The 23,301-nt window shown below is 57.7% G+C and carries 23 protein-coding genes; 12 read left to right on the forward strand and 11 right to left on the reverse strand.

The window, feature by feature from the left end:
- Positions 1-67 precede the first annotated feature (67 nt).
- Positions 68-1,651, forward strand: coding sequence for an MFS transporter (locus tag LT85_RS08795; RefSeq protein ID WP_052134924.1), 1,584 nt, complete (start codon positions 68-70; stop codon positions 1,649-1,651).
- Positions 1,652-1,660: 9 nt separating this feature from the next.
- Here the strand turns inward: LT85_RS08795 and LT85_RS08800 are convergent, their stop codons facing one another.
- Together LT85_RS08800 and LT85_RS08805 are read right to left on the reverse strand one after the other, a co-directional pair.
- Positions 1,661-2,359: an N-acetylmuramoyl-L-alanine amidase family protein gene (locus LT85_RS08800; protein ID WP_253273702.1), complete on the reverse strand. Its 699-nt coding sequence runs from the start codon at positions 2,357-2,359 to the stop codon at positions 1,661-1,663.
- The gene (locus LT85_RS08805; RefSeq protein WP_038487565.1) at positions 2,356-3,309 is read right to left on the reverse strand and encodes a LysR family transcriptional regulator; all 954 of its coding nucleotides are present in this window, start codon (positions 3,307-3,309) and stop codon (positions 2,356-2,358) included. Before LT85_RS08805 ends, LT85_RS08800 begins: the two co-directional genes overlap by 4 nt.
- 106 nt (positions 3,310-3,415) lie before the next feature.
- Here LT85_RS08805 and LT85_RS08810 point away from each other — a divergent pair, with 106 nt between their 5' ends.
- The 4 genes from LT85_RS08810 to LT85_RS08825 all read left to right on the forward strand — a co-directional run bounded on the left by LT85_RS08810 (position 3,416) and on the right by LT85_RS08825 (position 8,072).
- A complete protein-coding gene (locus tag LT85_RS08810) occupies positions 3,416-4,333 on the forward strand; it encodes a DMT family transporter (RefSeq protein ID WP_038487568.1) in 918 nt (305 codons plus the stop codon).
- 1,197 nt (positions 4,334-5,530) lie between these two features.
- Positions 5,531-7,417: a S53 family peptidase gene (locus tag LT85_RS08815; protein ID WP_052134928.1), complete on the forward strand. Its 1,887-nt coding sequence runs from the start codon at positions 5,531-5,533 to the stop codon at positions 7,415-7,417.
- 152 nt (positions 7,418-7,569) lie between these two features.
- The gene (locus LT85_RS08820; RefSeq protein ID WP_038487574.1) at positions 7,570-7,770 is read left to right on the forward strand and encodes a hypothetical protein; all 201 of its coding nucleotides are present in this window, start codon (positions 7,570-7,572) and stop codon (positions 7,768-7,770) included.
- An 86-nt stretch (positions 7,771-7,856) separates the two neighbouring features.
- A complete protein-coding gene (locus LT85_RS08825; protein WP_038487577.1) occupies positions 7,857-8,072 on the forward strand; it encodes a hypothetical protein in 216 nt (71 codons plus the stop codon).
- Positions 8,073-8,147: 75 nt separating this feature from the next.
- Here LT85_RS08825 and LT85_RS25305 read toward each other — a convergent pair whose 3' ends face one another.
- Positions 8,148-8,549: a hypothetical protein gene (locus LT85_RS25305; protein WP_052134930.1), complete on the reverse strand. Its 402-nt coding sequence runs from the start codon at positions 8,547-8,549 to the stop codon at positions 8,148-8,150.
- 362 nt (positions 8,550-8,911) lie between these two features.
- On the opposite strand from LT85_RS25305, the gene LT85_RS08835 reads away from it, so the two are divergent.
- A complete protein-coding gene (locus LT85_RS08835; RefSeq protein ID WP_038487580.1) occupies positions 8,912-9,562 on the forward strand; it encodes a glutathione S-transferase family protein in 651 nt (216 codons plus the stop codon).
- 76 nt (positions 9,563-9,638) lie between these two features.
- A complete protein-coding gene (locus LT85_RS08840) occupies positions 9,639-9,998 on the forward strand; it encodes a DUF1304 domain-containing protein (RefSeq protein ID WP_038487583.1) in 360 nt (119 codons plus the stop codon).
- 59 nt (positions 9,999-10,057) lie between these two features.
- Here LT85_RS08840 and LT85_RS08845 read toward each other — a convergent pair whose 3' ends face one another.
- From LT85_RS08845 to pcaH, 7 genes are all read right to left on the reverse strand, one after another.
- Complete coding sequence (locus LT85_RS08845; RefSeq protein ID WP_038487586.1) at positions 10,058-10,258, reverse strand: tautomerase family protein; 201 nt, start codon at positions 10,256-10,258, stop codon at positions 10,058-10,060.
- Between the two features lie 85 nt (positions 10,259-10,343).
- Positions 10,344-10,883, reverse strand: coding sequence for an NADPH-dependent FMN reductase (locus LT85_RS08850; RefSeq protein ID WP_038495580.1), 540 nt, complete (start codon positions 10,881-10,883; stop codon positions 10,344-10,346).
- Between the two features lie 182 nt (positions 10,884-11,065).
- A complete protein-coding gene (locus tag LT85_RS08855) occupies positions 11,066-11,320 on the reverse strand; it encodes a hypothetical protein (RefSeq protein ID WP_038487589.1) in 255 nt (84 codons plus the stop codon).
- 171 nt (positions 11,321-11,491) lie between these two features.
- Positions 11,492-12,754: a bifunctional 4-carboxymuconolactone decarboxylase/3-oxoadipate enol-lactonase PcaCD gene (gene pcaCD, locus LT85_RS08860; RefSeq protein ID WP_038487592.1), complete on the reverse strand. Its 1,263-nt coding sequence runs from the start codon at positions 12,752-12,754 to the stop codon at positions 11,492-11,494.
- Entirely contained in the window at positions 12,751-14,172 is a 1,422-nt protein-coding gene (locus tag LT85_RS08865; protein ID WP_052134933.1) for a lyase family protein, read from the reverse strand. Before LT85_RS08865 ends, pcaCD begins: the two co-directional genes overlap by 4 nt.
- A 21-nt stretch (positions 14,173-14,193) precedes the next feature.
- On the reverse strand, positions 14,194-14,712 hold the full coding sequence (locus tag LT85_RS08870; RefSeq protein WP_038487595.1) for a protocatechuate 3,4-dioxygenase: 519 nt from the start codon (positions 14,710-14,712) through the stop codon (positions 14,194-14,196).
- 11 nt (positions 14,713-14,723) lie between these two features.
- Positions 14,724-15,416 carry a protocatechuate 3,4-dioxygenase subunit beta gene (pcaH, locus tag LT85_RS08875; RefSeq protein ID WP_038487598.1) on the reverse strand — a complete coding sequence of 231 codons (693 nt, stop codon included), beginning with the start codon at positions 15,414-15,416 and terminating at the stop codon, positions 14,724-14,726.
- Between the two features lie 178 nt (positions 15,417-15,594).
- Here pcaH and LT85_RS08880 point away from each other — a divergent pair, with 178 nt between their 5' ends.
- Positions 15,595-16,407 (forward strand): IclR family transcriptional regulator domain-containing protein, encoded by an 813-nt coding sequence (locus LT85_RS08880; RefSeq protein WP_437177286.1) that lies wholly within the window; start codon positions 15,595-15,597, stop codon positions 16,405-16,407.
- A 377-nt stretch (positions 16,408-16,784) separates the two neighbouring features.
- Positions 16,785-17,828, forward strand: a complete 1,044-nt coding sequence (locus tag LT85_RS08885) for an asparaginase (protein WP_437177296.1) — start codon at positions 16,785-16,787, stop codon at positions 17,826-17,828.
- 115 nt (positions 17,829-17,943) lie between these two features.
- Here the strand turns inward: LT85_RS08885 and LT85_RS08890 are convergent, their stop codons facing one another.
- On the reverse strand, positions 17,944-18,864 hold the full coding sequence (locus LT85_RS08890) for a helix-turn-helix domain-containing protein (protein WP_038487605.1): 921 nt from the start codon (positions 18,862-18,864) through the stop codon (positions 17,944-17,946).
- A 136-nt stretch (positions 18,865-19,000) separates the two neighbouring features.
- Between LT85_RS08890 and LT85_RS08895 the strand changes: the two genes are divergently transcribed.
- The 3 genes from LT85_RS08895 to LT85_RS08910 all read left to right on the forward strand — a co-directional run bounded on the left by LT85_RS08895 (position 19,001) and on the right by LT85_RS08910 (position 23,188).
- Positions 19,001-20,170 (forward strand): 4-hydroxybenzoate 3-monooxygenase, encoded by a 1,170-nt coding sequence (locus LT85_RS08895; protein ID WP_038487608.1) that lies wholly within the window; start codon positions 19,001-19,003, stop codon positions 20,168-20,170.
- 292 nt (positions 20,171-20,462) lie between these two features.
- Complete coding sequence (locus LT85_RS08900) at positions 20,463-21,806, forward strand: aromatic acid/H+ symport family MFS transporter (RefSeq protein WP_038487611.1); 1,344 nt, start codon at positions 20,463-20,465, stop codon at positions 21,804-21,806.
- 326 nt (positions 21,807-22,132) lie between these two features.
- Positions 22,133-23,188: a porin gene (locus LT85_RS08910; RefSeq protein ID WP_038487616.1), complete on the forward strand. Its 1,056-nt coding sequence runs from the start codon at positions 22,133-22,135 to the stop codon at positions 23,186-23,188.
- Positions 23,189-23,301 lie beyond the last annotated feature (113 nt).

Raw genomic sequence — 23,301 nt, forward strand, 5'->3', positions numbered from 1 at the left:
TGCATGATTTATCGATGATTAAAGCCACTATATCATTCATCTCATTCGATCTGAAAAGGATGCCGACATGACCAATTCCACCCCTGAACTCACCGCACAATACGCTGCTCAGCGGCCCAGCCAGCCATTTCTGGTGCTGGCTGCAGTCTGCCTGGCAGCCCTGGCGATGCCGCTCAGTTTCACCGGTCCGGCGGTAGCGATGCCGGCCATTGCCAAGGCGCTCGGCGGCAGCCCGATAGCGCTTAACTGGATCACTAATGCCTTCATGCTGGCCTTCGGCAGTTGCCTTATGGCGGCTGGCGCGCTGGCCGACACCTATGGACGCAAGCGTTTGTTCATCGGCGGCATTGCCGGCGTTGCCCTGAGTTCTCTGGCGCTGGCGTTGGCTCCCGATATCGTCTGGCTAGATGTATTGCGCGCACTGCAGGGAGTGGCTGGCGCAGCGGCTTTTTCGGGTGGAATGGCAACACTGGCGCAAGAATTCGACGGCCATGCCCGGACCCGCGCCTTCAGTTTGCTGGGCACCACCTTTGGCGTCGGCCTGGCTTTCGGACCGGTGCTGGCGGGGACCATGATCGACAGTCTCGGCTGGCGCTCCATATTCCTGGGGGTGGCGGCGATTGCGGCGCTGGCGCTGGTGGCAGGCTTGCGTTGCGTCAGGGAGTCGCGCGACCCTGGCGCCAGCGGGCTTGACTGGCCCGGCGCCATCAGCTTCACTGCGGCCCTGACCTTATTCACTTATGGCGTGCTGCGGATTCCCGAAACCGGCTGGAGCAGTCGCCTGACGCTGTTGCTGCTTGGCGCCGCGCTGCTGTTACTGGTCGCCTTTGTCATGATCGAGAACCGGGTGCGGCGGCCGATGCTGGACTTGTCGCTGTTTCGTTATCCGCGTTTCGTCGGCGTCCAGTTCCTGGCGGCGGCTCCCGCCTATTCCTATGTGGTGCTGCAAGTATTGCTACCGATCCGGTTCATCGGCATTGAAGGCTACAGCGCCATGCAGGCGGGGCAGATGATGGTGGCCTTGTCTGCGTCGATGCTGATTGTGCCGTTTATCGCCGGCATGCTGACGCGCTGGATTTCAGCCGGCGTGATTTCCGGCGCAGGCTTGCTGATCTGTGCCGCCGGCCTGGCATGGCTGGCGCAATTCGGGCCGGGCCAGCCGGCTGCTCTGTTGCTGCTGCCGATGCTGACCATAGGTTTCGGCATCAGTTTGCCGTGGGGGTTGATGGATGGCCTGGCGATCAGCGTAGTGCCGAAAGAGCGCGCCGGCATGGCCGCTGGCATTTTCAGCACCACGCGGGTAGCAGGCGAGGGCGTGGCGCTGGCGATAGTGGCGGCAATTCTTGCTGCGCTGGTACACACCCGTTTGCGTGGCTTGACGCCAAATCCGGCCGCTGCGCCGCAGATGGCCGAAGCAGCACAGCGGCTGGCGATGGGAGATATGCCGCACGCATTGCAATTGCTGCCGCATGCCAGCCGTGCGTTGCTGATGCAAAGCTACGGCGACGCCTTTCATCTCCTGCTGTATATCCTGGCGGCGATCACGGTGCTCTCGGCGGCAGTGGTGTTCGGCTTTCTCGGTAGTCACCATGCACCGGCATTGCGTCAGTCTCAGGTTGTCGTCAACGCTGAAGAAACCGAAGTCGCGTGAAGCAGGGTGTTATTGCTGCGACGGCAAGCACTGCCGGATGCCGTCGGCAATCGCATTTGCCGCGCGATCGGCAAATTGCGGCGTCGCCAGGCGCGCCTCTTCGTCGGGATTAGCCAGTACTCCGACCTCAAGCAGCAGCGCCGGCGATTCCGCGGTTTTCAATACCACCAGATCGTCAAAGCGGTGAATCCCTAAAGCGCGGTCGATCAAGGGCCGGTTTTCACCGGGAATCGGCGTCGCGTGGTACAGCGACGGATGTTCGCCGATCGCCTGCATAGCGTGGCCGATGTCTTTTGCGCAAGCGAGACTGCGTGCATAGTGCGGCTTGCTGGCGGAAACGAACAGCGCATAACCCGAAAATTCACGGCTCCTGCCGGCATCCAGCCAGGCTTGCTGCATCGAGTCATGATGGATGGAGATGAACAACGCCGCGCCGTTGCTTGCTTTGGTGCGCGCTTGCAGAGATGCCGGCGAACCGCTTGCCGCGACATCGGTCACGCTCAACCCTTTCACGCGCAAGGCCTGGATCAGGGCGGTCGTCAGTTGCCGGTTCAGGTCGAATTCACGCTTGCCGTAGTGCCCGACTGCGCCGGGATGTTCGGTAGTGTGGCCGGTATCGACCACGACCTGTTGCGCAATGCAGGCGCTGGCGATGCCATACAGGCAAGCCAGCAGCAGAATTCGTTTGCTGCGATGAGAGCGCTTCACGGGTTTGCCGTCAGCCGTTGCCGGGCCGATGGTTTCAGGTCAGCTTCCAGATGCTGAACCAGATAGTCGATGAAGACGCGCATTTTAGGGGCCAGATAGCGCGTCGGCAGATATTGTATATACGCAGTGCCCTGGTAGGCGGAGACAAATTCCCAGTCGGTCAACAGTGCTTTCACCAAGCCTTGTTCGAGCGCGCTGCGTGCCGTGAAATAAGGTAGGCAAGCGATGCCCAGATGCTGTAGTACGCCTGCTAGCCGCGCCTCGCTGTGATTGACGACGTAGCGGCCGCTGACCTTGACGATGGTGGCCTCGCCCTTGCGCAAGAACCGCCAGTCGGCATCGCCTGGATTTTCTCCCAGCGACAGGCAGCTATGGCCGCACAAGTCTTGCGGCTGGCGCGGGGTGCCATGGCGCGCCAGGTATGCCGGCGTGGCGCATAACACTTGTTCAACCGACATCAGCGGGCGCGCCGCCAAACCTTCGGTTGGGTGCTGGGTAATATGGATCACCAGGTCGGCATCGTCGTTGATCAGGTTGAGCTGTCGGTCGTTAAGGATCAACTGCATATCGATTTGCGGATATTTCGCAAGAAAGCCGGGTATCAGTGGCGCGACTACCGACTTGCCGAACGCTTTCGGCATGCCGACCCGAAGCAGTCCGCGCGGCAGCGCTACGAATTTATCCGCGACTTCCGTCGCCGCCCTGGCGGCGTTGACCATGTCCTGGCAGCGCAGGAAAGTCTCGCTGCCGGATTCACTCAGGCGCAACTTGCGCGTGGTGCGTTCCAGCAGCCGGACCGCCAGCGCCTGCTCCAGGCGCGATACCTGGCGGCTGACGGCCGATGGCGTCATGCCCAGTTCCAGCGCTGCAGCGGAGAAACTGCCGGTCTCGACCACACGCACAAACACGGCCATGTCCGGCATCAGCTTGATGTATCGATGATTGCTCATTTATTCCAGTTGGGTACAAGAGTTGTTCCGATTTGACAGATTATCGTATTTGTCCAAATAAAACATAATAAGCCTCCATGCCCGACACCAGTCCGCGTAAAACCAAGTGACAAAATCACTCCCTACTTTCTCCTCAAAAAAAATCTGGATCGCCGACTTGCTGCTATTGCTGGTCGCCGTGGTCTGGGGCACCAGTTATGGCGTGGCCAAGCAGGCACTGGTTTTCTATCCGGTGCTAGATTTCGTGGCGCTGCGCTTCAGCATAACTTTTTTGCTATTGTTGCCGAGCTTGCGTCAACTGGCGCAACCGCAAGGCAGGGCAGCGTTGCGCGCCGGGCTGCCGCTGGGGCTGATCTTGCTTGCCATATTTATATGCGAAACTTTTGGCCTGGCCCAAACCAAGGCGTCCAACGCCGCTTTCCTGATCAGCTTGTTTGTTGTCTTTACGCCTTTCGTCGAGTGGCTGGTGATGGCGCGGCGTCCGAGCGGAAGCGCTTTCCTGATGGCGTTCGTATCGCTCTTCGGCACTTGGTTACTCACCTATGGCGGTAGTCTGGCACTCAACCTGGGTGACGGCCTGATACTGGCCGCGGCTTTGTTGCGCGCCTTGATGGTATGCATGACCAAGCGCCTGACGCACAACAAGAGCATGTCGACGCTGGCCTTGACGGCGGTGCAATCGGGTGTGGTCGGGCTAGGCTGCTTTCTGATTGCAGCCCTGTTCATGCGGAATGGGTTGCCGCCGTTGCCGAGCGCTTCCGGTTTCTGGATCTGCACCTTGTACCTGGTACTGTTTTGCACCATCTTTGCCTTTTTTGCACAGAATTATGGTGTGCGGCAAAGTGATCCAACGCGGGTTTCCTTGCTGATGGGAAGCGAGCCGTTATTCGGCGCTTTGTTTGCCGTATTCTGGCTGGGCGAGCAGCTCAGCTTCTTGTCCTGGGTCGGCGGCGGCCTGATTGTCGGAGCGACATTGTGGGCGACTTTGCCGCGCTCGATATTTTTTGCGCGGCTGGCAAAATAAATCGCTGTCGGTATGTAACACGTGCGAGCGGATTGCCGCCATCGTATGACATTTGGTTTTCAAAATAATCAGCCATAGGATACGGGAACACCATTTCATCCCGATCCGCAAAACGCGCATCAATTCCGCATTAACCCCTCAAAACGCGGGCATATTCCATCGAATCATCAGCGAAAACAGCATTCCTCCAATCCTGCGGCCGCATTCCAGGCGCATCAATTATCCGGTGCAATATTTGACATTCAAATGACGGCGTGCACATTAATCCTTTATCAGATGCCAACTAAATGATTTGAAGAAGATAAAACGTTCTAATAAATTTTGTTTACTTGTGCAAACAGCTGTCATATTATTGGCCCAACAAAACTATACAGACCTGTATGTTTATGAGATGGTTTTCATAGGGCTGTAAATGTTATAGAAACATAAATTTGATATTTACGTACCTGATTTGTGTTTTTGCGACACCTAAAAAATAGATAAATATTAAATAGTAAATTGTTTGCTTGGGATCTGCTTCAGGAGAAGATTCCTTCCGGTTTTTTACGGAAATAAAGCAAGCGTTTATGGAGACGTTGTCTGGCCCAATATCCTCGGTGCTCCCGCCGTTTGTTCCGCCTGCTCGCGCGGGCGGAACGTTTTTTTTCCAACTGTCAGCGCTGCTGGCGCTGATGTGTTTTTGTGCAATGGATCACCATGCACGCGATGAAATATAGTTTTCACCGGTCGAAAGGCGCAAACGAAATATGCGCTTCGATAGAAGAAAATATCAGAACATTTTATATTGCCACTTGGAAATAAATGATTTACTCTGATTCATCGAAAAAACATGTTTAAGTTGTGGAAACAGGTTGCATAGCTTTGATTTTTCACGCGGCGTCCACTCCAAAAGAGTCATGGATGCCGGCGTTTATCCTCAAGAGGGAAGTCCCATGATTTGCGCCAGACTCAATTTGAAATCACCGCATTTGCATTCGTCGCCAGACGAAATTTGCTGCTGTACAGCTTCCCCATCTTCCGGCACAGGTAGCGTTAACGCTGCCGCCAACCCCTTAACGGACTAGTTACGCACTAGTCTCGTTATCCGCTGCATCACCATCCGTGATGCAGACACCAGCGCCAATCAATCTTTGCATTGCAGATCACCATGCAAGGCCACGGCGTCCCTTATCTGTTCTTTTCAAGAGGAATAAGAGTATGAAATCGGAATCATCAGCGAAAGTAGCAGGAAGTTTCAAGATTCCCCAGGTTACGGCGTTGTCGTTAGCGCTGTCGCTGGTGTTTGCATCCATGGCCGCGCATGCAGCCGTGGTGGATAACACCACTTGGGTAGCTACCAAGACACAGGCGTTTTTGCCGCAGGTGCAAGCCAATCAAAAAAGCGTGGCTGCCGACGCCAGCGTGCAAACGCCGGCAGAGTCCGCCGTGCAGCTGGCGCAAGGCGAGCCGGTCCATGTGACGCTGAGCCTGAACCTGCGCAACGAAGCGCAGCTCGATCAGTTCCTGCAAGAGCTGCGTACGCCAGGCAGCGCTTCCTACGGAAAATTCCTGACATCCGCTCAATTCGCTGAAAAATACGCACCGACTGAAAAAGATGTCGCCGCAGTAGTCGCGCATCTGAGCAAAGCCGGTTTTGTGAATATCTCGGTTTCGCCGAATCGCCAGCTGGTGTCCGCCGACGGCACTGCCGCGACGGTGCAAACCGGCTTTCGCACTGCGCTGAAACGTTTCCAGCAAGACGGCCGCAAAGTATTCGCCAATACAGACGCAGCGCAAGTACCGGCAACCCTTAGCGGTATCGTCGGTTCGGTGCTGGGCCTGCAAAACGTTGCTATCGCCCAGACTCACCATCGTTTCGTGCCGGATGCAGCAGGCAGTGCGAGGTTGCAAGCCACGGCCAAGCCAAGTGCGACGCCGGTGGCCACACCGCATAGCCCCGCGGAATTTCCTGCAATCTATAACGCAGGCAGCACGCCAACCGGTTCGAACACTATAGTCGGCATCATTTCCGAAGGCGATATCACGCCGACCATTACCGACCTGAAGGCGTTCACGACAGCCAAGGGTCTCGCTACTGTCAGTACTTCGGTGGTGCAAACCGGCCCTTCCGGCAGCGACTATAGCGATACTTCCGGCCAGGTCGAATGGAACCTGGACAGCCAGACCATCACCGGTACTTCCGGCGGCGTCAGGAAACTGATTTTCTACGCATCGCCAGACATGCAGTTCAGCAGCATCACGACATCGTATAACAAGGCGGTGACGGACAACGTGGCGAAAGTCATCAACGTATCGCTCGGCGGCTGCGAATCGGATACGCATAGCGACGGCACCCAGGCTGCGGACGATAATGTGTTCAAGCAAGCTGTTGCGCAAGGCCAGACCTTCTCGATTTCGACAGGCGACGCCGGTACCTACAATTGCCAGACCAGCTCGATTTCGGGAGCGCCTGGCGTACCGAAAAACAAATCGACCTATGACGTCAGCGAGCCCGCCAGTTCGCCATACGTGATCGCCGTCGGCGGCACCACCTTGTATACCAATGCCGGTGCATACAGCAGCGAAACGGTGTGGAATGAAGGACTGAGCCCTATCGGCGTCTACGACAGCCAGGGTGATTCCGATCCGACCAAGCGCTTGTGGGCAACAGGCGGCGGTTTCAGCAAATACGAAGCTGCGCCTAGTTATCAAAAAGGCGTGATCACAGCTGGCAAGACTACCCGTGGCCTGCCGGACATCGCTTTTGATGCAGCCAGCGCCAGCGGCGCCACCATTTACTACAACGGCCAAACCGGAACAGTAGGCGGCACCAGCCTTGCAGCGCCGATTTTCACTGGCACCTGGGCCCGTCTGCAATCGGCCAACGGCAACGCGCTGGGCTTCCCGGCAGCCAGCTTCTACAAGTATTTCCCATTGGCTGCCAATGCCTCTTTGCTGCATGACGTCATTTCGGGCACCAACGGCGCCAGCAGTTCCTATGGCTATAAAGCAGGCAAGGGCTGGGACGCGACGACAGGTTTCGGTAGCCTGAACATCGCCAACCTGAATACCTTCATCAAGAATACTTCGGATTTTGCGCGTTAATTCGCATATGAATCTCTCGGGTATTTTGTAGAAGGCGTGTATGACATCGCCGCTGCGGCCATTCTGGTCTGCAGCGGTGACGAAGTGACAGTGGCAAGACTGAGCGGCATAAAGTGGTTTGACAGAACTGCGATGGCGTACGGAGAACTGACATGAACAAATCGAATCTGGCCTGGCTGATCGCCGCCCTGGTACTTGGCCTTGGCGGCATTTATGCCGTTTGGGCAGCGGAGGATTCGAGCGCTGCCGACCATGATGCGACCGTCGTTGCGGCGCAAGACCATGGCGTCAACGCAGCGGGTACGTCGGAAAAGCCGAAAGACGCCGTCAATATCAATCCGTTCGGGAAATAGTGACGGCACTAGAAAATTCTGCGTTCCGGGTGCTGGGCTCTGCACGCGGGCAGGCAGACAAGTATTTGTAGAAGGAAGAATCAGCAATGACCGCATATCTGCAACGACAAGACCGGCTGGCGCTGGTTACCCAGGCCACAGCGAACGTGACAGGCAAACGATTCTGCTCACATCATCAGGGCGAAGTGGCGGTAACTGAAGGCGATTTCGTCATGCGCAATAAATCCCGACGTTGGATTTGCTTCCGTTGCCAGGAACGCAGTCAGGCACGCCGTGATGTGCTGGTGACGCGGGTAGGATAGATCTGGTGGTACAAATAAATCGCCACATTGTGGCGATTTTTGTCTGCGGTCACTGCCGTGCTGTTTTTTCAGCGCTTAGCGGAACGCCGCCAGCGGATCGTATTGCGAACTTGCATTGCCATCCTGCTCTTTGGCCGTCGCCGCGTTGCGGATGAAATTAACCGATTTCACTTGCCATTCGCCACGTTGCAACTTCCAGCCATGGATGACTTTTTGCCAGCCCGGCTTGAGGTATTGCTGATCGGTGCGATCGAGTTCCCAGTGGCCGGCTTCCCATACGTACCAGCCATCGACGTAATCCCAGAAACCAGGACTCCACACCAGTCCGGCGCGCGAGTGCGGCGCGGCTTCCGGCTTGGCCGGAGGCGGTGCATTCTTGAGGATGACATTGGAATCGCCCTGGTTCTTTGACAGCGGTTTCACGAAAGACGAAAAACGTCCGGCGATGATTGCTGCGATGCTGAGTTGCTGTTTCATAGTGCGCTCCTGAATGAGTTCAGTGCTATCGATTGTACGAAGCCAGGTCGATAAAAATGTGTCCTGTGCATTTACTTACAATTTTCATTACCCATTTACAGAATAATGCTGTCCCTGACGTGCGAAATAGCTGGTATTTCTGCGGGGTTTTCTCTATGAAGAAGAATCGATTTGCGCTATTCCCTGCGATGGCGGGATTTGCTTGTCAATAGATTAATGACGCAGGCTTTTGTGGAAGGAAAATAGAGGTTTTCGACTACCTTGGCAGGGAGATATTCACGGTTTGTTTCTTAATGTGTCATCTATCCTTGAGATATATTACGAATTCCAGTCGCCGCACAAAAAACTAAAAGGAAAGCGTCATGACACAAAGCCGTCGCGTTACTCTTTTCCATTGCCCAAATACGCGTTCCAAGGGCGCACGCATTTTGTTGGAAGAGCTTGGTGCAGACTATGAACTGCACGTCCTCAACATGAAAGCCGGAGAACAGCGTGGCGCTGCCTACCTGGCCATCAACCCGATGGGCAAAGTGCCGGCGATCAGGCACGGCGAGGCGCTGATCACCGAACAGCCCGCCGTCTTCCTTTACATGGCTGACCTGTATATGGATAAAGGCCTGGCGCCGGCGCTTGACGATCCCTTGCGCGGCCCTTATCTGCGCTGGATGGTTTATTACGGCTCCTGTTTCGAACCGGCAGTGGTCGATCGGGCGCGCAAGGTTGCTCCGGCAGCGGCCTCGATGCTGCCTTACGGCGACTTCGACACCATGCTGAAGACCTTGACCGACCAACTGGAGAAGGGGCCGTACATCCTTGGAGATAAATTCAGTGCCGCCGATGTCCTGTGGGGCACCGCGCTGACGTGGACTACCGGCTTCCAGATCGTGCCGATGTCGCCGGTGATCCAGGCGTATATAGACAGGGTCAACGCCCGCCCGGCGGTGCAAAGGGTGACGGCGCTGGATGCAGAATTGGCAGCGCAACAGACCAAGCCGGCCGAATCGGCTTCATAGTAGACAGTATCGAGAGTGCTTGCTACGCATGCGCCGCATTCATCAATTAATCAATTAAATAATAAGGGAGTCCGTTTTGAATACTGTCGCCAATCTGCTGATCGCCTTGGTCGCTTTGCTGCATGTCTATTTTCTGGTGCTTGAGATGTTCTTGTGGGATAAGCCGTTCGGCCTTAAGACGTTCCGGTTGACGCAAGAGTTTGCTTCCGCATCAAAGGCGCTCGCCGCCAATCAAGGTTTGTATAACGGTTTTCTGGCGGCAGGCCTGGCCTGGGGGCTGTGTCTTGGCGGCGCGGGTCTGTCGATCAAGATATTTTTCCTGGCCTGTGTGATCGTCGCCGGTATTTTCGGCGCGCTCACGGTGAGCCGGAAGATCCTGTTCATCCAGGCCTTGCCTGCCGCAATCGCGTTGGGATTGTTACTGGCGCTGCGATAGAACGGTTGTTGGCATGCGTAGTATCCCGGCTTCCCGGCAACCGGGAAGCCGGTCACTCTTCAGCCGTGCAGCTTCTTGTAGTCGTCCGACAGCATCCCGCCGAAGCCCCAGTCGTCTTCATTGATTTCCTGGATCACGATGTGCGTCTGTTCAGGTTTTTTTCCTAGCACGCGCACCAGGGAGGCGGTGACATCTTTGACCAGTTCTTCCTTCTGCTGGCGGCTGGCGCCCTTGGTGATTTGAATATTGACGTATGGCATGTCGTTGCTTCCTTATAAGACGACGTTTGGAGGAGCATGCAGCCGGTAATAGCTGACAGCTGGATTCGATCATACAAGGTAAAAATTATCGGCGCTCTGCGCGGCTGTCAGCCACGGCGTCGCTTAGCGCCGCCAGCGAGGCGCGCAAGGTCACAGAAATCTCCGGGTGCGCTACGATTTGATCTTCGCTGAGTTTAGCGCCAAGGATGGGTACCGTGACGCTAGCTTCATCGACGATCAGCGCCGACATCATCGTCACTATTTCCCTGATGGATGCCTGCGCGTGTACGGCCCGTGGCGAAGCGTTCAGCAAGGCCACCGGCTTAAGCACAAAAGCCTCGCAACCGACCATCCAGTCGAGCGCATTCTTCATCGCGCCGGTGATGCCGTGCGCATATTCAGGGCTGGCGATCAGCAGCGCATCGGCGGCCATGATGCGGGTACGCAGGTCTGCGACCGGAGCCGGATCGCTGGCTTCAATGTCAGGATTGAACAGAGGCAGATCGCCGAGGCCACAATAGAGCTCGATGTGCATGCCGGCCGGGGCCAGGCGAGCCAGGGCGCGTAGCAAGGCGGAATTGTGCGAGGCGGCGCGCAGGCTGCCCGAGATTGCTAGGAAATTCATGGTGCCCATAGTCTGTACAAGGGCATTCATTATGCCAACAAGCGTCATCGGCTGTTGGCAGGGCTGGCTTTTCTACAGCATAAAAAACAGGCCCGCGCGAATCTTCTTCGGCGCGGGCTTGCTGTCAGGTTTTCGCCAAAGCCTGCTTGCGGCCCGGCAAGTCAAAAATGTTTATCTGTTGCTTACTTGGCCGGGGCCGGTTGCGCGGCAGGAGAGGCGGCATGTGCGGCAGCAGCCTGGTCGGCGGCCTTTTTGTTGGCCAGGTGGTGTCCGACGACACAACCTCCTATTGCGCCAACCACGGCGTGATGTCCTGCATAGTGGCCAGCCACGCCACCTACGGCGGCGCCTTTCAGGCAACCCTTGGCGCTGGCTGCGCCGGTGGTGCCGGCCAGCGCCAGCGCGCATAACATTACAGCAATGCTTTTCGAGTTCATGATGTCTCCTTATTTCGTCAAGGGTTGATGGCGGCGTTTGCGCCGGTTTTCAACTCATTGTTCAGCTCATTAACGCAAGTGGCCGGGCGGTCGGTTGACAAACTTGTGAAAAACATCCGGCAGAAACAATTGTTGATCTTTTGGCGGAATAGATCAAGTGCCGGGGCATATTCACAGCGTCCGCAAAAACTCTATGACGATGTCGGCAAAGGCCTGCGGTTGTTCGACTGCGCTCAGGTGGGATGCATCCTTGATTACCTGCAGGCGCGCCTGCGGAATTCCGCTGGCAAGCGCTTGCGCCATGGACAGCGGCGTACCCTGGTCCAGTTCGCCGGCAATGACCAGCGTCGCCACGGCGATCTGGGGCAAACGCTCGGTGATTTCCACGTTACCGACGGCATGGCAGCAGCCGACATAGCCATCGACGTCGGTACTGACAAGACGCTGCCGGAAGCGCGCCACGGCGGCTGCATGCGAAGTCCGGTAGGCATCGTGGAAGTAACGCCCCATGACGGCGTCGGCGATCGCTTCCAAGCCTTGCTCCCGCACTGTCACGATACGTTCCTGCCAGACAGCCCTTGCTGTATCGGGATAGCTTGACGTGGTATTCGCCAGCACCAATGCGCTGACGAGGGCGGGATGGCGCAGCGCCAGTTCCTGGCCGACCATGCCGCCCATCGACAACCCGATCCATACTACCGGCCCGCTGTCCAACTCACGCAAAAGGCGCGCTGCATCGTCGGCCAGTTCTACAATGGAATACAGAGCAGCCGGGGCGTCTGAACTGCCGTGACCGCGGTGGTCATAGGCGATCACGCGGCAATCGGCGGCGAGCTGATTGGCAAGCTTGTCCCACATGCTGAGATCGCAGCCGAGGGCATGGCTGAGCACGACAGTATGGCGCGGCGCTTTTCCGTGGCGCGGCGCACGCACGGTGTAGTGTAAAGACGGCTTGCTGCCGGTCCTGCCTTGTTTGCCGATGCCGGGATGGCTGCTGGCGGCAGGCGCCGATGGGATCGGCGCATAGTCGATTTGCGCGCCGATTTCACTCAAGATTTTCTGTGCATGCGTAAATGCGGTATTGGCGGCAGGGACGCCGGCATAGATCGCTGCTTGCATCAACACTTCTTTCAACTCATCCGGCGTCAGGCGGTTGCCGTCGTCGCCGAGCAAGGCTGCGCGCGTATGCAGCTCGAACTCTTCCCAGCGGCCAAGTGCGATAGTGGTGGCCAGCACGATGATGCGGCGGCTTTTATGATCAAGCCCCGGGCGACCCCAGATTTCGTTCCAGGCGAAGCGGGTGATCAGGTGTTGAAATTCCGCGTTGAAACCGGTGGCGTTGGAGAGTAAACGGTCCACCCAGGCGTCGCCGAGTATCTGGCGGCGATTCGCCAGCCCGCGTTCAAAATCATGGTCGATCGGATCGTAGCTCATTGAGACACCTCGGTATTGGAAGGGATGGGATTTTCTGCGCGCAGTTCCAGCGCCGCAGCGGCTTCTTGCAAGTCGTGTAACTGCTGGTGCGCCAGACGCTCGGCTGCGGCGGTGGCGGTGACAGGATCGAATAGCGTTTGCAGGTGAGCCAGGTCGGTTTTATCGCGCAGGTCGGGATCTTTCCTGATGGCCGCAATCGTCAGCGTTGCCAAGTCCTGGCCGCTTGCCATCACCTGCTGCGTGAGTTCTTCCATCATTGCATGCGCTTGCGGACGGCCGATCGCCGAAGCCAGATAGGCTGCCACTGCCTCGGCGAAGATCAGTCCACGCAAGCCATTGATATTTTCCAGCATGCGGGCGCTGTCCACATGCAGGCCCGCCATGGCTTCATCCAGCGCACACAAGGCGCCATGGGTACTCAGGAATAGCGCTGGCCATTCCGCCAGTTCGGCTTGCCAGTTGCCGAGCCCACGCTCGTGCTGCTGGCCCATGCTGGCCAGCAGCGCCGCTGCGTGCTGCGGCGTACGGGTCGCCGCAGCCAGCGCGATCATGGCGGAAACCGGATTGCGCTTGTGCGGCATCGCGGACGAGCCGCCGCGGCCGTTGCCTGAAGGTTCAGCCAGTTCGCCGATCTCGCCTTGCGCCATCAGGCTGAGGTCGGTGGCGATCTTCCCCAGGCTGCCAGCCAGCACCGCGATTTCCAGGCCGAGCCTCACCCATTCATCGCGCTGGGTATGCCAGGCGCCATGTTCTGCTGCACCTAGTCCAAGATTTTGCGCAACCCTGCGCGCCACGGCCGGACCTTGCGCACCCATCACCGCCAAGGTGCCGACTGCGCCGCCAAGCTGTACGCGCAGGGCGCGCGCGGCAACGGTGCGTAATTGCAGTCGCGACCGCAATAACGGCGCAGTCCAGTTCAACAATTTGAAACCGAAGCTGGTGACCTGCGCCGGTTGCATCAAGGTGCGCGCCAGCACTGGCGTCGCCAGATGTTGCCCGGCCAGATGCAACAGTTGGTTGATCAAGCTTTGCAAGCGCTGATCCAGCAATGCCAGCGCCTTGCCGGTGGCGAGCGCCATGGCGCTGTCGATCACGTCCTGGCTGGTGCTGCCCCAGTGCACGTAGTTGGCGGATTCTGGATTGAACAACGCGACCGTCTTGGTCAGTTCCTTGACCAGCGGGATCGCCAGACTGCCTGCGCGGCGGCTGGCATTGACCAGCGCTGGTATATCGTACAACTGCGCATTGCAGACGCTGGCGATAGCGCGCGCCGCGGTGTCGGGAATCATGCCTTCGGCGGCCTGCGCGCGCGCCAGCGCTTCTTCAAAGCGGAACATGCCTTGTACGATTTCGGTGTCGTCGAAGACGGCGATCATCTCCGGCGTGGTCAGGAAACTGTCGAAAATCGAAACGCTCACAGAGCCTCCGTTGTTGTGCGCTCAAGCATAATCGAAGAACACGGTTTCCTGCTCGCCTTGCAGCCGGATATCCCAGCGATACTGGCCTTGCGCCTGTTTATGTGCAATCAGCGTACCGCGACGTTCGGCGGGGACTTGCAGCAGGATTTCGGATTGCGCCAGGCCGGGATCGTCCTGCAGGAACACGGCGCAGAACTGGTGCCTGGTCAGCCCACGCGCGAACACGGTGACGAACATTACCGGCTTTCCGCTGACAGGGGCGGCCGGCAACGAGACCTCAATGCTGAAAGCGCCGTCGTCATCACTGGGTACGCGGCGAAAACCGGGAATCGCTTGCGCCTGTTCGGCGGCAACGGCGTCCGGCAACCAGGCTTCGATGATGGCGTCGTTGATGGGTGTGCCGTCGCCATCGTAGATGACGCCACTGACGACGATGGTTGCTGCGCTGCCGTGCAATGTGGCGGTAGCGTCGAAAGCCCAGCGCCAGGCTTCATGCGGAAATGGGCCGACGGTTTGCGAGGTGGTGATATTGCTGCTCATGTCGTTGCTCCTTAAAGACCCATGGGCGTGGCATTGCGGCCGCGCAAGACGATGTCGAATTCATAGCCGAGCATCTGGTCTCCAACGGTTTGTTCCATGCTGAAGCGCGAGATCAGGCGCTGGCGCGCAGCCTGGTCGGGAATGCTCTGGAAGATCGGATCGTAGTCGAATAGGGGATCGCTGGGAAAATACATCTGGGTCACCAGGCGTTGCGCATAGACATTGCCGAACAGGGAGAAATGGATATGCGCCGGCCGCCATGCTTTGTCATGATTACCCCAAGGATAAGGACCCGGCTTGATGGTGACGAAACGGTAGCGGCCGTCATCGCCGGTCAGCATCTTGCCGAGGCCGTAGAAATTAGGATCGAGCGGCGCGTCATGCTGGTCGCGCTTGTGCCAATAGCGGCCCGCGGCATTGCATTGCCAGACTTCCAGCAATGAGTTGCGGACCGGCTTGCCATCTTCATCGAGCACGCGACCGCTGACGACGATTTTTTCACCAATAGGCTGCCCCTGGCCTTGTGCGGTCAGGTCCATATCGTGCGGCAGCAGCAGGCTGGCGTGCATCGCCAGATTGGTTTGCACGGCATCGGCGCTGTGGATGCGTAGCGCCGGCTGGGTCGGGCCGCGCTTGACGGTGGAACGGTAGGGTGGGTAAATCAATTCCGGATAGACGCCGCTGGCGATGGTGTCGAATTTCACGAAGGCATTCCTTGTTGGTTGGCGGTGCATGTTGTGCGTTATTCGCGCAAATGCTTGTTTCGTTAGCTGGTGAGACTATGATAGGTAATGAAAAATGAGCGATCAAGCCGTGGAATGTCGGCTGTAATCGCATAACGCCCTTGTTGTGCGATAATCGCCCAAAATCCAGTTTTATTCTATGACCACTCGTCTTCCTGCTGATATGCCACCTGAAACTGACTTGCCAGAGGCTGAAGGGCCATTAAAGCGCGACTTGATTGCCGGCCTGGAAAAGGGCTTGCAGGTGATCGAAGCCTTCGATCAGGAACGTTCGCGCCTCACCATCAGCGAAGTCGCGCAACGCACCGGCCTGACTCGCGCCGCTGCGCGCCGATACCTGATTACCCTGGCGCATCTGGGCTATGTCCGTCACGAGCAGAAACTGTTTTCGCTGACACCCAAGGTGCTGCGCTTGGGGCAATCCTATCTGCACTCAGCGCGTTTGCCGCGCATCGTGCAGCCCTTGCTGTATCGCCTGGCTTATTCGCTGGAAGAGGCGGCTTCCGCCGGCGTGCTGGATCATGACGAGCTGGTGTGCGTGGCTGCGGTAAGCGCCGGGCGCGTGGTGTCGGCGACCTTGCAGCCGGGGACCCGGGTGCCGGCGTTTTGCACCGCCAACGGCCGGGTGCTGCTGGCCAGCCTGCCGCAGCAGGAAATCGAAGCCTTGCTGGCGCGTCTGCAGCCTGAGCAGATCACCTCTTTCACCATCGTCAACAAGGAAAGGTTATTGCTGGAAGTGGCGCGCACCCGTGCCCAGGGTTACGCGATAGTCGACCAGGAACTGGAACTTGGCTTGCGGACAATTGCCGTGCCGTTGCGTAACTTCCGTGGCGATACCGTGGCGGCGATGAATATCAGCGTGCATGCCGCGCGCATGCCGGTCGAGGAAATCATCGAACGCTGCTTGCCGCCCTTGCTAAAAGCACAGGTTGAGCTGGCGGCTTTACTCTAGATTGTCAGGCTTGAAGACGATATCAAACGTGTTTTGCAGACTAGCGTCGGCAAAGCCTGTCCCGGCACGTTGATCTTGCGGAAAGCCGCACGAGCCCGGCGCAAAATTCCGGATTTTCGCAAATGACGGACAACGGCAACGGAAAGAAGCAAAGCAAATCAGCATCTTGCAGCATTTGGTGCGTGTCCCTTTGGTTGGCACGATGTCTGCTACATGCCGCCTTGGGGTAAGTCTAAAAGAAGAAGTCCATGCTGACCCCATCGTTTGCAAATTTGCAAGTCGTTTCAGTGAGCACACAATCAGGAGACCTCATGAGCACCCTCGAAAATCAACAGCCGGATAACTCGATAACTGCATTGCGCCGCATGGCGAAGCCGATGCGTCCCATTCTGGCTCTGCTGGCATGTTGTCTTGTATCCGGCGCAGCGCTGGCGCAAGGCAAGCCCGTCGTACAGTTCATCGCTACCGGCGGCACCATTGCCATGAAAGTCGATCCCGTGACAAAGGGAGTCGTCCCTGCAATTTCTGGCGACGACCTGATGAAAACCGTGCCCGATGCGGCCAAGTACGCAACCATCGAGGTCAACAATTTCTCCAACATGTCGGCCAACTACGTCGAGCCGAAATGGTGGTCGCGCCTGACCAAGGCGGTCGATGACGCCCTTGCCAGGCAAGAAGTGTCGGGTGTGGTGATTTCACAAGGCACGGACACGATGGAAGAGACTGCCTATTGGCTCGACCTGACAGTCAAGTCCGATAAACCCGTTGTATTGATTGGCGCCCAGCGCAACGCGTCGGAGTCTGACTTCGACGGGCCGCGCAACCTGCTCAACGCAATTCGTATTGCCACTAGCCCCGACGCCAAAGGCAAAGGTGTGATGGTGGCAATGAACAATCAGATCAACGCTGCGCGCAGCGTGACCAAAACCCATACCGGCGACGTGGAGACATTCAAGTCCGGCGATTTCGGTTTCCTGGGTGAAGTGTGGGATGACAAGGTGGTATTTTCACGTACGCCGTTGCGTCGTCAGCACATCGACATTGGCTCGGGCGACATGCCGCGCGTAGAAATCTTGCCTATGTTTGGCGGCGCCGACGGAGCGTTGATGCGCTACGCGGTAGACCAAGGCGCGAAGGGCATTGTGGTGCAGGCCGTAGGCATGGGAAACATGAATGTTTCCATGTTCGACGCAGTGAAATATGCCTTGTCCAAGAATGTTCCTGTGGTTATCTCGACGCGTGTGTATAACGGACGCACCATACCGCTATACGGTTTTCCTGGTGGCGGCAAGACGACCTTTGATGCCGGTGCCGTGATGGCAGGTGATCTGAGTTCGCAAAAGGCGCGCCTGCTCCTCATGTTGTTGCTGCACGAGGGAAAAACCAGCAAAAGCGAACTGCAGGCCGCGTTCGACCGTTAAGCGGGAGTGGTTGGCAGGTTGGTGGCTGGCCGCCAACCTTTGTCTGCATCCGAGTCTCTGATCCAGCGGTGGGAAAGCCCAAGCTGTCGCGAAATTTTTACCCTTCGTACAGACTTTATTGGCCATTATCAGTAGCCTGCTGCCGGAATTGTTTCGGCGTCATCCCGGTATATCGCTTGAACGCGCGGCTGAAATATGCCGGATCCTGGAATCCCAATTCGTAGGCAATGCTGGCCACGCCTGACGGTACGTAGGTCAGCTTGCGCCTGGCTTCCAGCATCAGGCGTTGCTGGATCATGTCGAACGCCGATTTGCCGGTGAGCCTGAGGCACAGACGGTTCAGGCGGCTTTCGCTGACGTGCAAGCGGTCAGCAAAGCGGCTGACTTGCCACTGCTCCTTGTAATGCTCTTCAACCGCAGCCCGAAAACGGCTGAACAGTTCGAAATCGTGACGGCCGGTACGGTCCGCCGAGCGGTGATCGGAATGCAGGCGTACCAGCAGCAACAGCACGCTACGCGCCAGCCATTCCAGCATCAGCGTATGTCCCTCACGCGGCCAGGATGCTTCCGTCATCAATTGCCGCAACAGGGCTTCAATCCGTTGCCGGGTCTCGTCGCTGGCGCTCAGATCGAGCGCCAGCGGTTCGACAAAGATGGTGGAAAACATCGCAGCATGGGCGCCGCTTTCGTCGCCAAACAGCAGATTCTGGTCTACCGTCAAGACAAAGCCTTGTGCTTCTTTCGAGAAATCGAAGCCATGCGCCACCGAAGGATGGATGGTGATGACCACAGGCCCCTCGCATTCCCAGAGCGCGGTGTCGATCTCGGCGCGTACCTCGCCGGCGAATAAAAACAGGATCTGGAACAGGCCCGGGTGGGTGTGGTTCTGGATATGCCAGTCGTGCAGCCGGCTACGGGTTTCTATCAATTCGATATGGACGAATTCAGCGTTCGTTATCGCCGTGTTTTCCCCATACAAAGCGAACTGCGGGATGTCTCTTGCTGCGGCTTCTTTTAGTGGCTGGCGGGCGCGCATATCTTGTCCTTGTGAAAAGGTGTCTGTCAAAATAGTACAAGTTTTTCTCCCTTTCATCCATTTTTTACCAAGCCTGCCTGGACTAGGATTTATAGCCAGCAGGGATTTAAAAAATTGATAAACATGGAGAAGACGAATGAAAACGCAAGTAGCCATCATCGGCGCCGGCCCCGCCGGCCTGTTGCTGTCGCATCTGTTGCACTTGAGCGGTATCGCATCGATAGTACTGGAAAGCCGCAGCCGTAATGACATAGAAGCCACTATCCGCGCCGGTGTGCTGGAGCAGGGAACCATGGATATCCTGACCGAGAGTGGCGTCGGCGCAAGGATGCAGCGTGAGGGTGTGGTGCACCATGGCATAGAGCTGGCCTTCGGCGGTCGCCGCCATCGTATCGACCTGACGGCGCTGACCGGGCGTGCAATTACCGTCTACGCGCAGCATGAAGTGATCAAAGACCTGGTCGCTGTTCGTCTTGCCGCTGATGGAAAAATCCTGTTCGAGGTCAGCGATGTCAGTCTGCACGACCTCCATGACGAGACGCCCTCGGTACGTTATACGCATCAAAGCGAGCCTGGCGTGCTCAGCGCCGATTTCATCATCGGTTGCGATGGCTTCCATGGTATTTCGCGGCCGGCGATTCCAGAGAATCCGCGCCAGGATTTCCAGCGCAGCTATCCCTTCGGCTGGTTCGGCATACTGGTCGAAGCGCCGCCGTCATCGGATGAATTGATCTATGCCCAGCACCAGCGCGGCTTTGCACTGGTCAGCACGCGCTCGCCGACGGTACAGCGCCTGTACTTCCAGTGCGACCCCAAGGATGACGTGAGCAACTGGTCGGATGACCGTATCTGGTCAGAACTGAACATGCGGCTGGCGTGTGAAGATGGCTGGGCGTTGAAGGAAGGCCGGATATTCCAGAAGAACATCATCGGCATGCGCAGTTTTGTTTCCACACCCATGCAATACGGACGGCTGTTCCTAGCTGGCGACGCCGCACATATCGTGCCGCCGACCGGCGCCAAGGGTATGAATCTGGCAGTGTCGGATGTGCGGCTGCTGGCGCGTGGATTCGAACAGTTTTACGGTAAGGGCAATCAAGAGTTGTTGGCCGGCTACACCGCAACAGCGCTCAAGCGAGTGTGGCGCGCGGAGCATTTTTCCTGGTGGATGACCAGCATGCTGCACACTTTCGCCGATGCCTCGCCGTTCCAGCAGGAGTTGCAGCGAGCCGAGCTGGAATATGTCGTCAGTTCACGCGCCGCCGCGACTGCGCTGGCGGAGAACTATGTTGGCTTGGCTATGTAAAACAGGAGTGTTTTGGGCGTTTATCGCACAGATTGTGCGATAAACGCTTGCCGCGCAACATCGCCGTCTTGATGCGCGCATGGGCAAGCCCTAGTATTCAGCAAACCGGAGGCACGCAAGGATTTGTGCGGGACATACCGGTTATAAAAAGCGGCGTTGAAGCACAAGCGGTCAGCTTCGGCGGCGTAAATATAAGAATAGGACATTCAGGAGACAACGTAATGCGCACCACCATGTGTTCGCGACAGCTTCGTGTCGTTTGCATCTTTCACTTACTCTCCGGGAGCGCGACATGAGCGCCCGGGCTGCTGTCGACGTCCAGAAATTCATCGACGAAAAACCATTTTCTCTCTATCAATGGCTGATCCTGGGGCTGTGTTTCCTGATCATCGCCATCGATGGCTTCGACACCGCGATCATCGGCTTCCTGGCGCCGGCGTTGAGCCAGGAATGGGGCGTGGAAAAGGCTGCTTTGGTGCCGGTGCTGAGTGCAGCATTGGTCGGCCTGGCGATAGGCGCATTGCTGGCCGGGCCGCTGGCTGACCGTATCGGCCGCAAGAAGGTGCTGCTGGCGTCGGTGTTGCTGTTCGGTTTCTGGACATTGATGTCGGCGTTTGCCGGTTCGATCCAGATACTTACCTTCTTGCGTTTCCTGACCGGGCTGGGCCTGGGCGCCGCGATGCCGAATGCGGTCACCCTGATGTCGGAATATGCGCCGCAACGCCGGCGCTCAATGATCGTCAACACCATGTTTTGCGGCTTCACCCTCGGCTCGGCGCTGGGCGGCTTTGTGGCGGCCTGGATGATTCCGCGCTACGGCTGGCACAGCATGTTCGTTGTCGGCGGCTGCCTGCCGCTGCTGCTGGCGCTGCTGTTATTGCAGTTGCCGGAATCGCCGCGTTTCATGGTGGTGCGGCGCTGGCCGGACAGCAAGATCGCCGCAGTGCTGAACCGGATCGCGCCAGGCTCGATCACCACTGAGGACAGTTTTACTGTTCCCGAACTGGTAGCGCTGGCCGGCAAGACTGTGCTGGCGGTGATTTTCTCGGCGCGCTACCGCTTTGGCACGGTCATGCTGTGGCTGACCTATTTCATGGGTTTGCTGATTTTTTACCTGCTTACCAGCTGGATGCCGACCCTGATCAAGAATGCCGGATTTTCACTGGCGCAGGCGAGTACCATTACCGCCTTGTTTCCGCTCGGCGGCGTGATCGGCACGCTGGCGGTGGGCTGGCTGATGGACCGCATGAGTGCGCACAAGGCGATAGCGATCACCTACGTGCTGACAGGCATTTTCGTCTATGCCATCGGTCACGGCACCGGCGACGCCGTGCTGCTCGGCGTGTTGATGTTTGTTGCAGGCCTGTGCATGAACGGCGCGCAATCCTCGATGCCGGCGCTGGCGGCCGGCTTCTATCCAACCCAGGGCCGCGCCACCGGCGTTGCCTGGATGCTGGGAATAGGCCGGCTCGGCGGAATTCTCGGCGCGGCGATCGGCGGCCAGCTGCTGCAATTCGGCTGGGGCCTGAGCGCCATTTTCAGCTTGCTGGCCTTGCCGGCCTTCGTGGCCGCCGCAGCGCTGCTGTTCAAGCATCTGCATCTGCGTGCACATGGGCAGCTCAGCATGAGCGGCTAAACACACTTAGAGGCTGTTGCGAAATTAACCTGGCGTTGTTGCCCTTGCAGGGCGCCCCCGGGCTTGCAAGCCCGGGCCGTTCCGCAGGCAGACGACAGTGTCGTCTGAAACCCCTGCAACACCCTCCTTGCCGTACTACTCGTACTGTCTTCGTCGGAGCGCCTAGCCATCTGTGTTCGCAACAGCCTCTTACTTAGCCGCGCTTGCGTTCTGCGAGCCGGCTTCCATGTCCTGCATTCAATGGCGAAGTTCGGCTTCGCCGGGACGCGCATTGCCATTTTTTCCTGCAGCACGCTTTCACTATAAAAAACTCCGGAGACAAAACCATGAAAAAAGCACTTGTTGTCCTTTCTGCCCTTTCTGTTCTTGCAGCGGTGGCCGGCGCAGCGCACGCGCAAAGCAGCAATGTCACCATCTACGGCATCGTCGATAGCGGCATCGAATTCGCCAATAACGGCAAGGACAGTATGAGCCGCGTGCAAAGCGGCAGCCTGGCGCAAAGCCGGATCGGATTCACCGGCAGCGAAGACTTGGGCGGCGGACTGAGAGCCTTGTTTACCTTGGAAAATGGTTTTAACGTCGACAACGGTACATTGGCGCAGACCGGCTTGCTGTTCGGCCGCCAGGCTTTCGTCGGCCTGGGTTCCAGCGCCGGCACCGTCACGCTTGGACGGCAATACGAACCGCTGCATTCGATGTACGTCAAGTTCACTACGCATGCGGTGGGTTTCGGCGATGGACCGGCGGCTTATGTGCCGGCCATTGAAGATGTGCGGCTGGATAATTCGATCAAGTATGTATCGCCGGTTTTCCATGGCGTGAGCATGACGCTGTTCTACGCTTTGGGCGAAAACACGACGGTGCCGGCGGCGAGCAAATCCTACGGCAACCTGTTGAACATCCAGGCCAACTATGACAATGGTCCGCTGGCAGCGGCGCTGAGCTACGTCTCCAAACGTAAAACCGCCGCAGCGCCGGACAACATCACTAAAAACATTGCGGCCGCTGTCTCCTACGATTTTTCGGTGGTGAAACCCTATCTGTTGCTGGAAACGGTGCGCAACGATCTCAGTAGCGCCGCTATTCCGAATTATGACTTCTGGTCCGTGGCGATGGATGTGCCCTTGGGCGGCGGCCGCCTGAATTTCAGTTACGGCAGCCTGAAAAACAAGAGCGCAGCCAACGCCAATTCGCGCAGCTACGGTCTGGTGTATGACTACGATCTGTCCAAGCGCACCACCTTGTACACCGGTTATTCAAGGGTCAATAACGATGCCGGCGCCGGGTTTGGCGTCGGTTCGGCGAACGGCAGCGAGGTCGCCGCAGCAGGCCTCGGCTCCGATCCGCGCGCGCTGATAGTCGGGATTCGCCACAAGTTCTAGGCCAGGCATGAAGAATCCGGCGGTATCGGTATCTAAACCGGCGCCGGATTGCATCTTTTTTTCATTCAGGGGCTTCCGGTTATAAAATGATGGTTTTCTCGAACGGATACTGT

Origin of the sequence: Collimonas arenae (assembly GCF_000786695.1) — a bacterium.
Lineage (GTDB): Bacteria > Pseudomonadota > Gammaproteobacteria > Burkholderiales > Burkholderiaceae_D > Collimonas > Collimonas arenae_A.

Excerpts from the sequence above, each read along its gene's own strand:
- LT85_RS08795 (WP_052134924.1), top strand. The coding sequence starts at position 68 with ATGACCAATTCCACCCCTGAACTCACCGCACAATACGCTGCTCAGCGG.
- LT85_RS08805 (WP_038487565.1), bottom strand. The coding sequence starts at position 3,309 with ATGAGCAATCATCGATACATCAAGCTGATGCCGGACATGGCCGTGTTT.
- LT85_RS08815 (WP_052134928.1), top strand. The coding sequence starts at position 5,531 with ATGAAATCGGAATCATCAGCGAAAGTAGCAGGAAGTTTCAAGATTCCC.
- LT85_RS08820 (WP_038487574.1), top strand. The coding sequence starts at position 7,570 with ATGAACAAATCGAATCTGGCCTGGCTGATCGCCGCCCTGGTACTTGGC.
- LT85_RS08825 (WP_038487577.1), top strand. The coding sequence starts at position 7,857 with ATGACCGCATATCTGCAACGACAAGACCGGCTGGCGCTGGTTACCCAG.
- LT85_RS25305 (WP_052134930.1), bottom strand. The coding sequence starts at position 8,549 with ATGAAACAGCAACTCAGCATCGCAGCAATCATCGCCGGACGTTTTTCG.
- LT85_RS08835 (WP_038487580.1), top strand. The coding sequence starts at position 8,912 with ATGACACAAAGCCGTCGCGTTACTCTTTTCCATTGCCCAAATACGCGT.
- LT85_RS08845 (WP_038487586.1), bottom strand. The coding sequence starts at position 10,258 with ATGCCATACGTCAATATTCAAATCACCAAGGGCGCCAGCCGCCAGCAG.
- LT85_RS08850 (WP_038495580.1), bottom strand. The coding sequence starts at position 10,883 with ATGAATTTCCTAGCAATCTCGGGCAGCCTGCGCGCCGCCTCGCACAAT.
- LT85_RS08855 (WP_038487589.1), bottom strand. The coding sequence starts at position 11,320 with ATGAACTCGAAAAGCATTGCTGTAATGTTATGCGCGCTGGCGCTGGCC.
- pcaCD (WP_038487592.1), bottom strand. The coding sequence starts at position 12,754 with ATGAGCTACGATCCGATCGACCATGATTTTGAACGCGGGCTGGCGAAT.
- LT85_RS08870 (WP_038487595.1), bottom strand. The coding sequence starts at position 14,712 with ATGAGCAGCAATATCACCACCTCGCAAACCGTCGGCCCATTTCCGCAT.
- LT85_RS08880 (WP_437177286.1), top strand. The coding sequence starts at position 15,595 with ATGACCACTCGTCTTCCTGCTGATATGCCACCTGAAACTGACTTGCCA.
- LT85_RS08885 (WP_437177296.1), top strand. The coding sequence starts at position 16,785 with ATGCGTCCCATTCTGGCTCTGCTGGCATGTTGTCTTGTATCCGGCGCA.
- LT85_RS08890 (WP_038487605.1), bottom strand. The coding sequence starts at position 18,864 with ATGCGCGCCCGCCAGCCACTAAAAGAAGCCGCAGCAAGAGACATCCCG.
- LT85_RS08895 (WP_038487608.1), top strand. The coding sequence starts at position 19,001 with ATGAAAACGCAAGTAGCCATCATCGGCGCCGGCCCCGCCGGCCTGTTG.
- LT85_RS08900 (WP_038487611.1), top strand. The coding sequence starts at position 20,463 with ATGAGCGCCCGGGCTGCTGTCGACGTCCAGAAATTCATCGACGAAAAA.
- LT85_RS08910 (WP_038487616.1), top strand. The coding sequence starts at position 22,133 with ATGAAAAAAGCACTTGTTGTCCTTTCTGCCCTTTCTGTTCTTGCAGCG.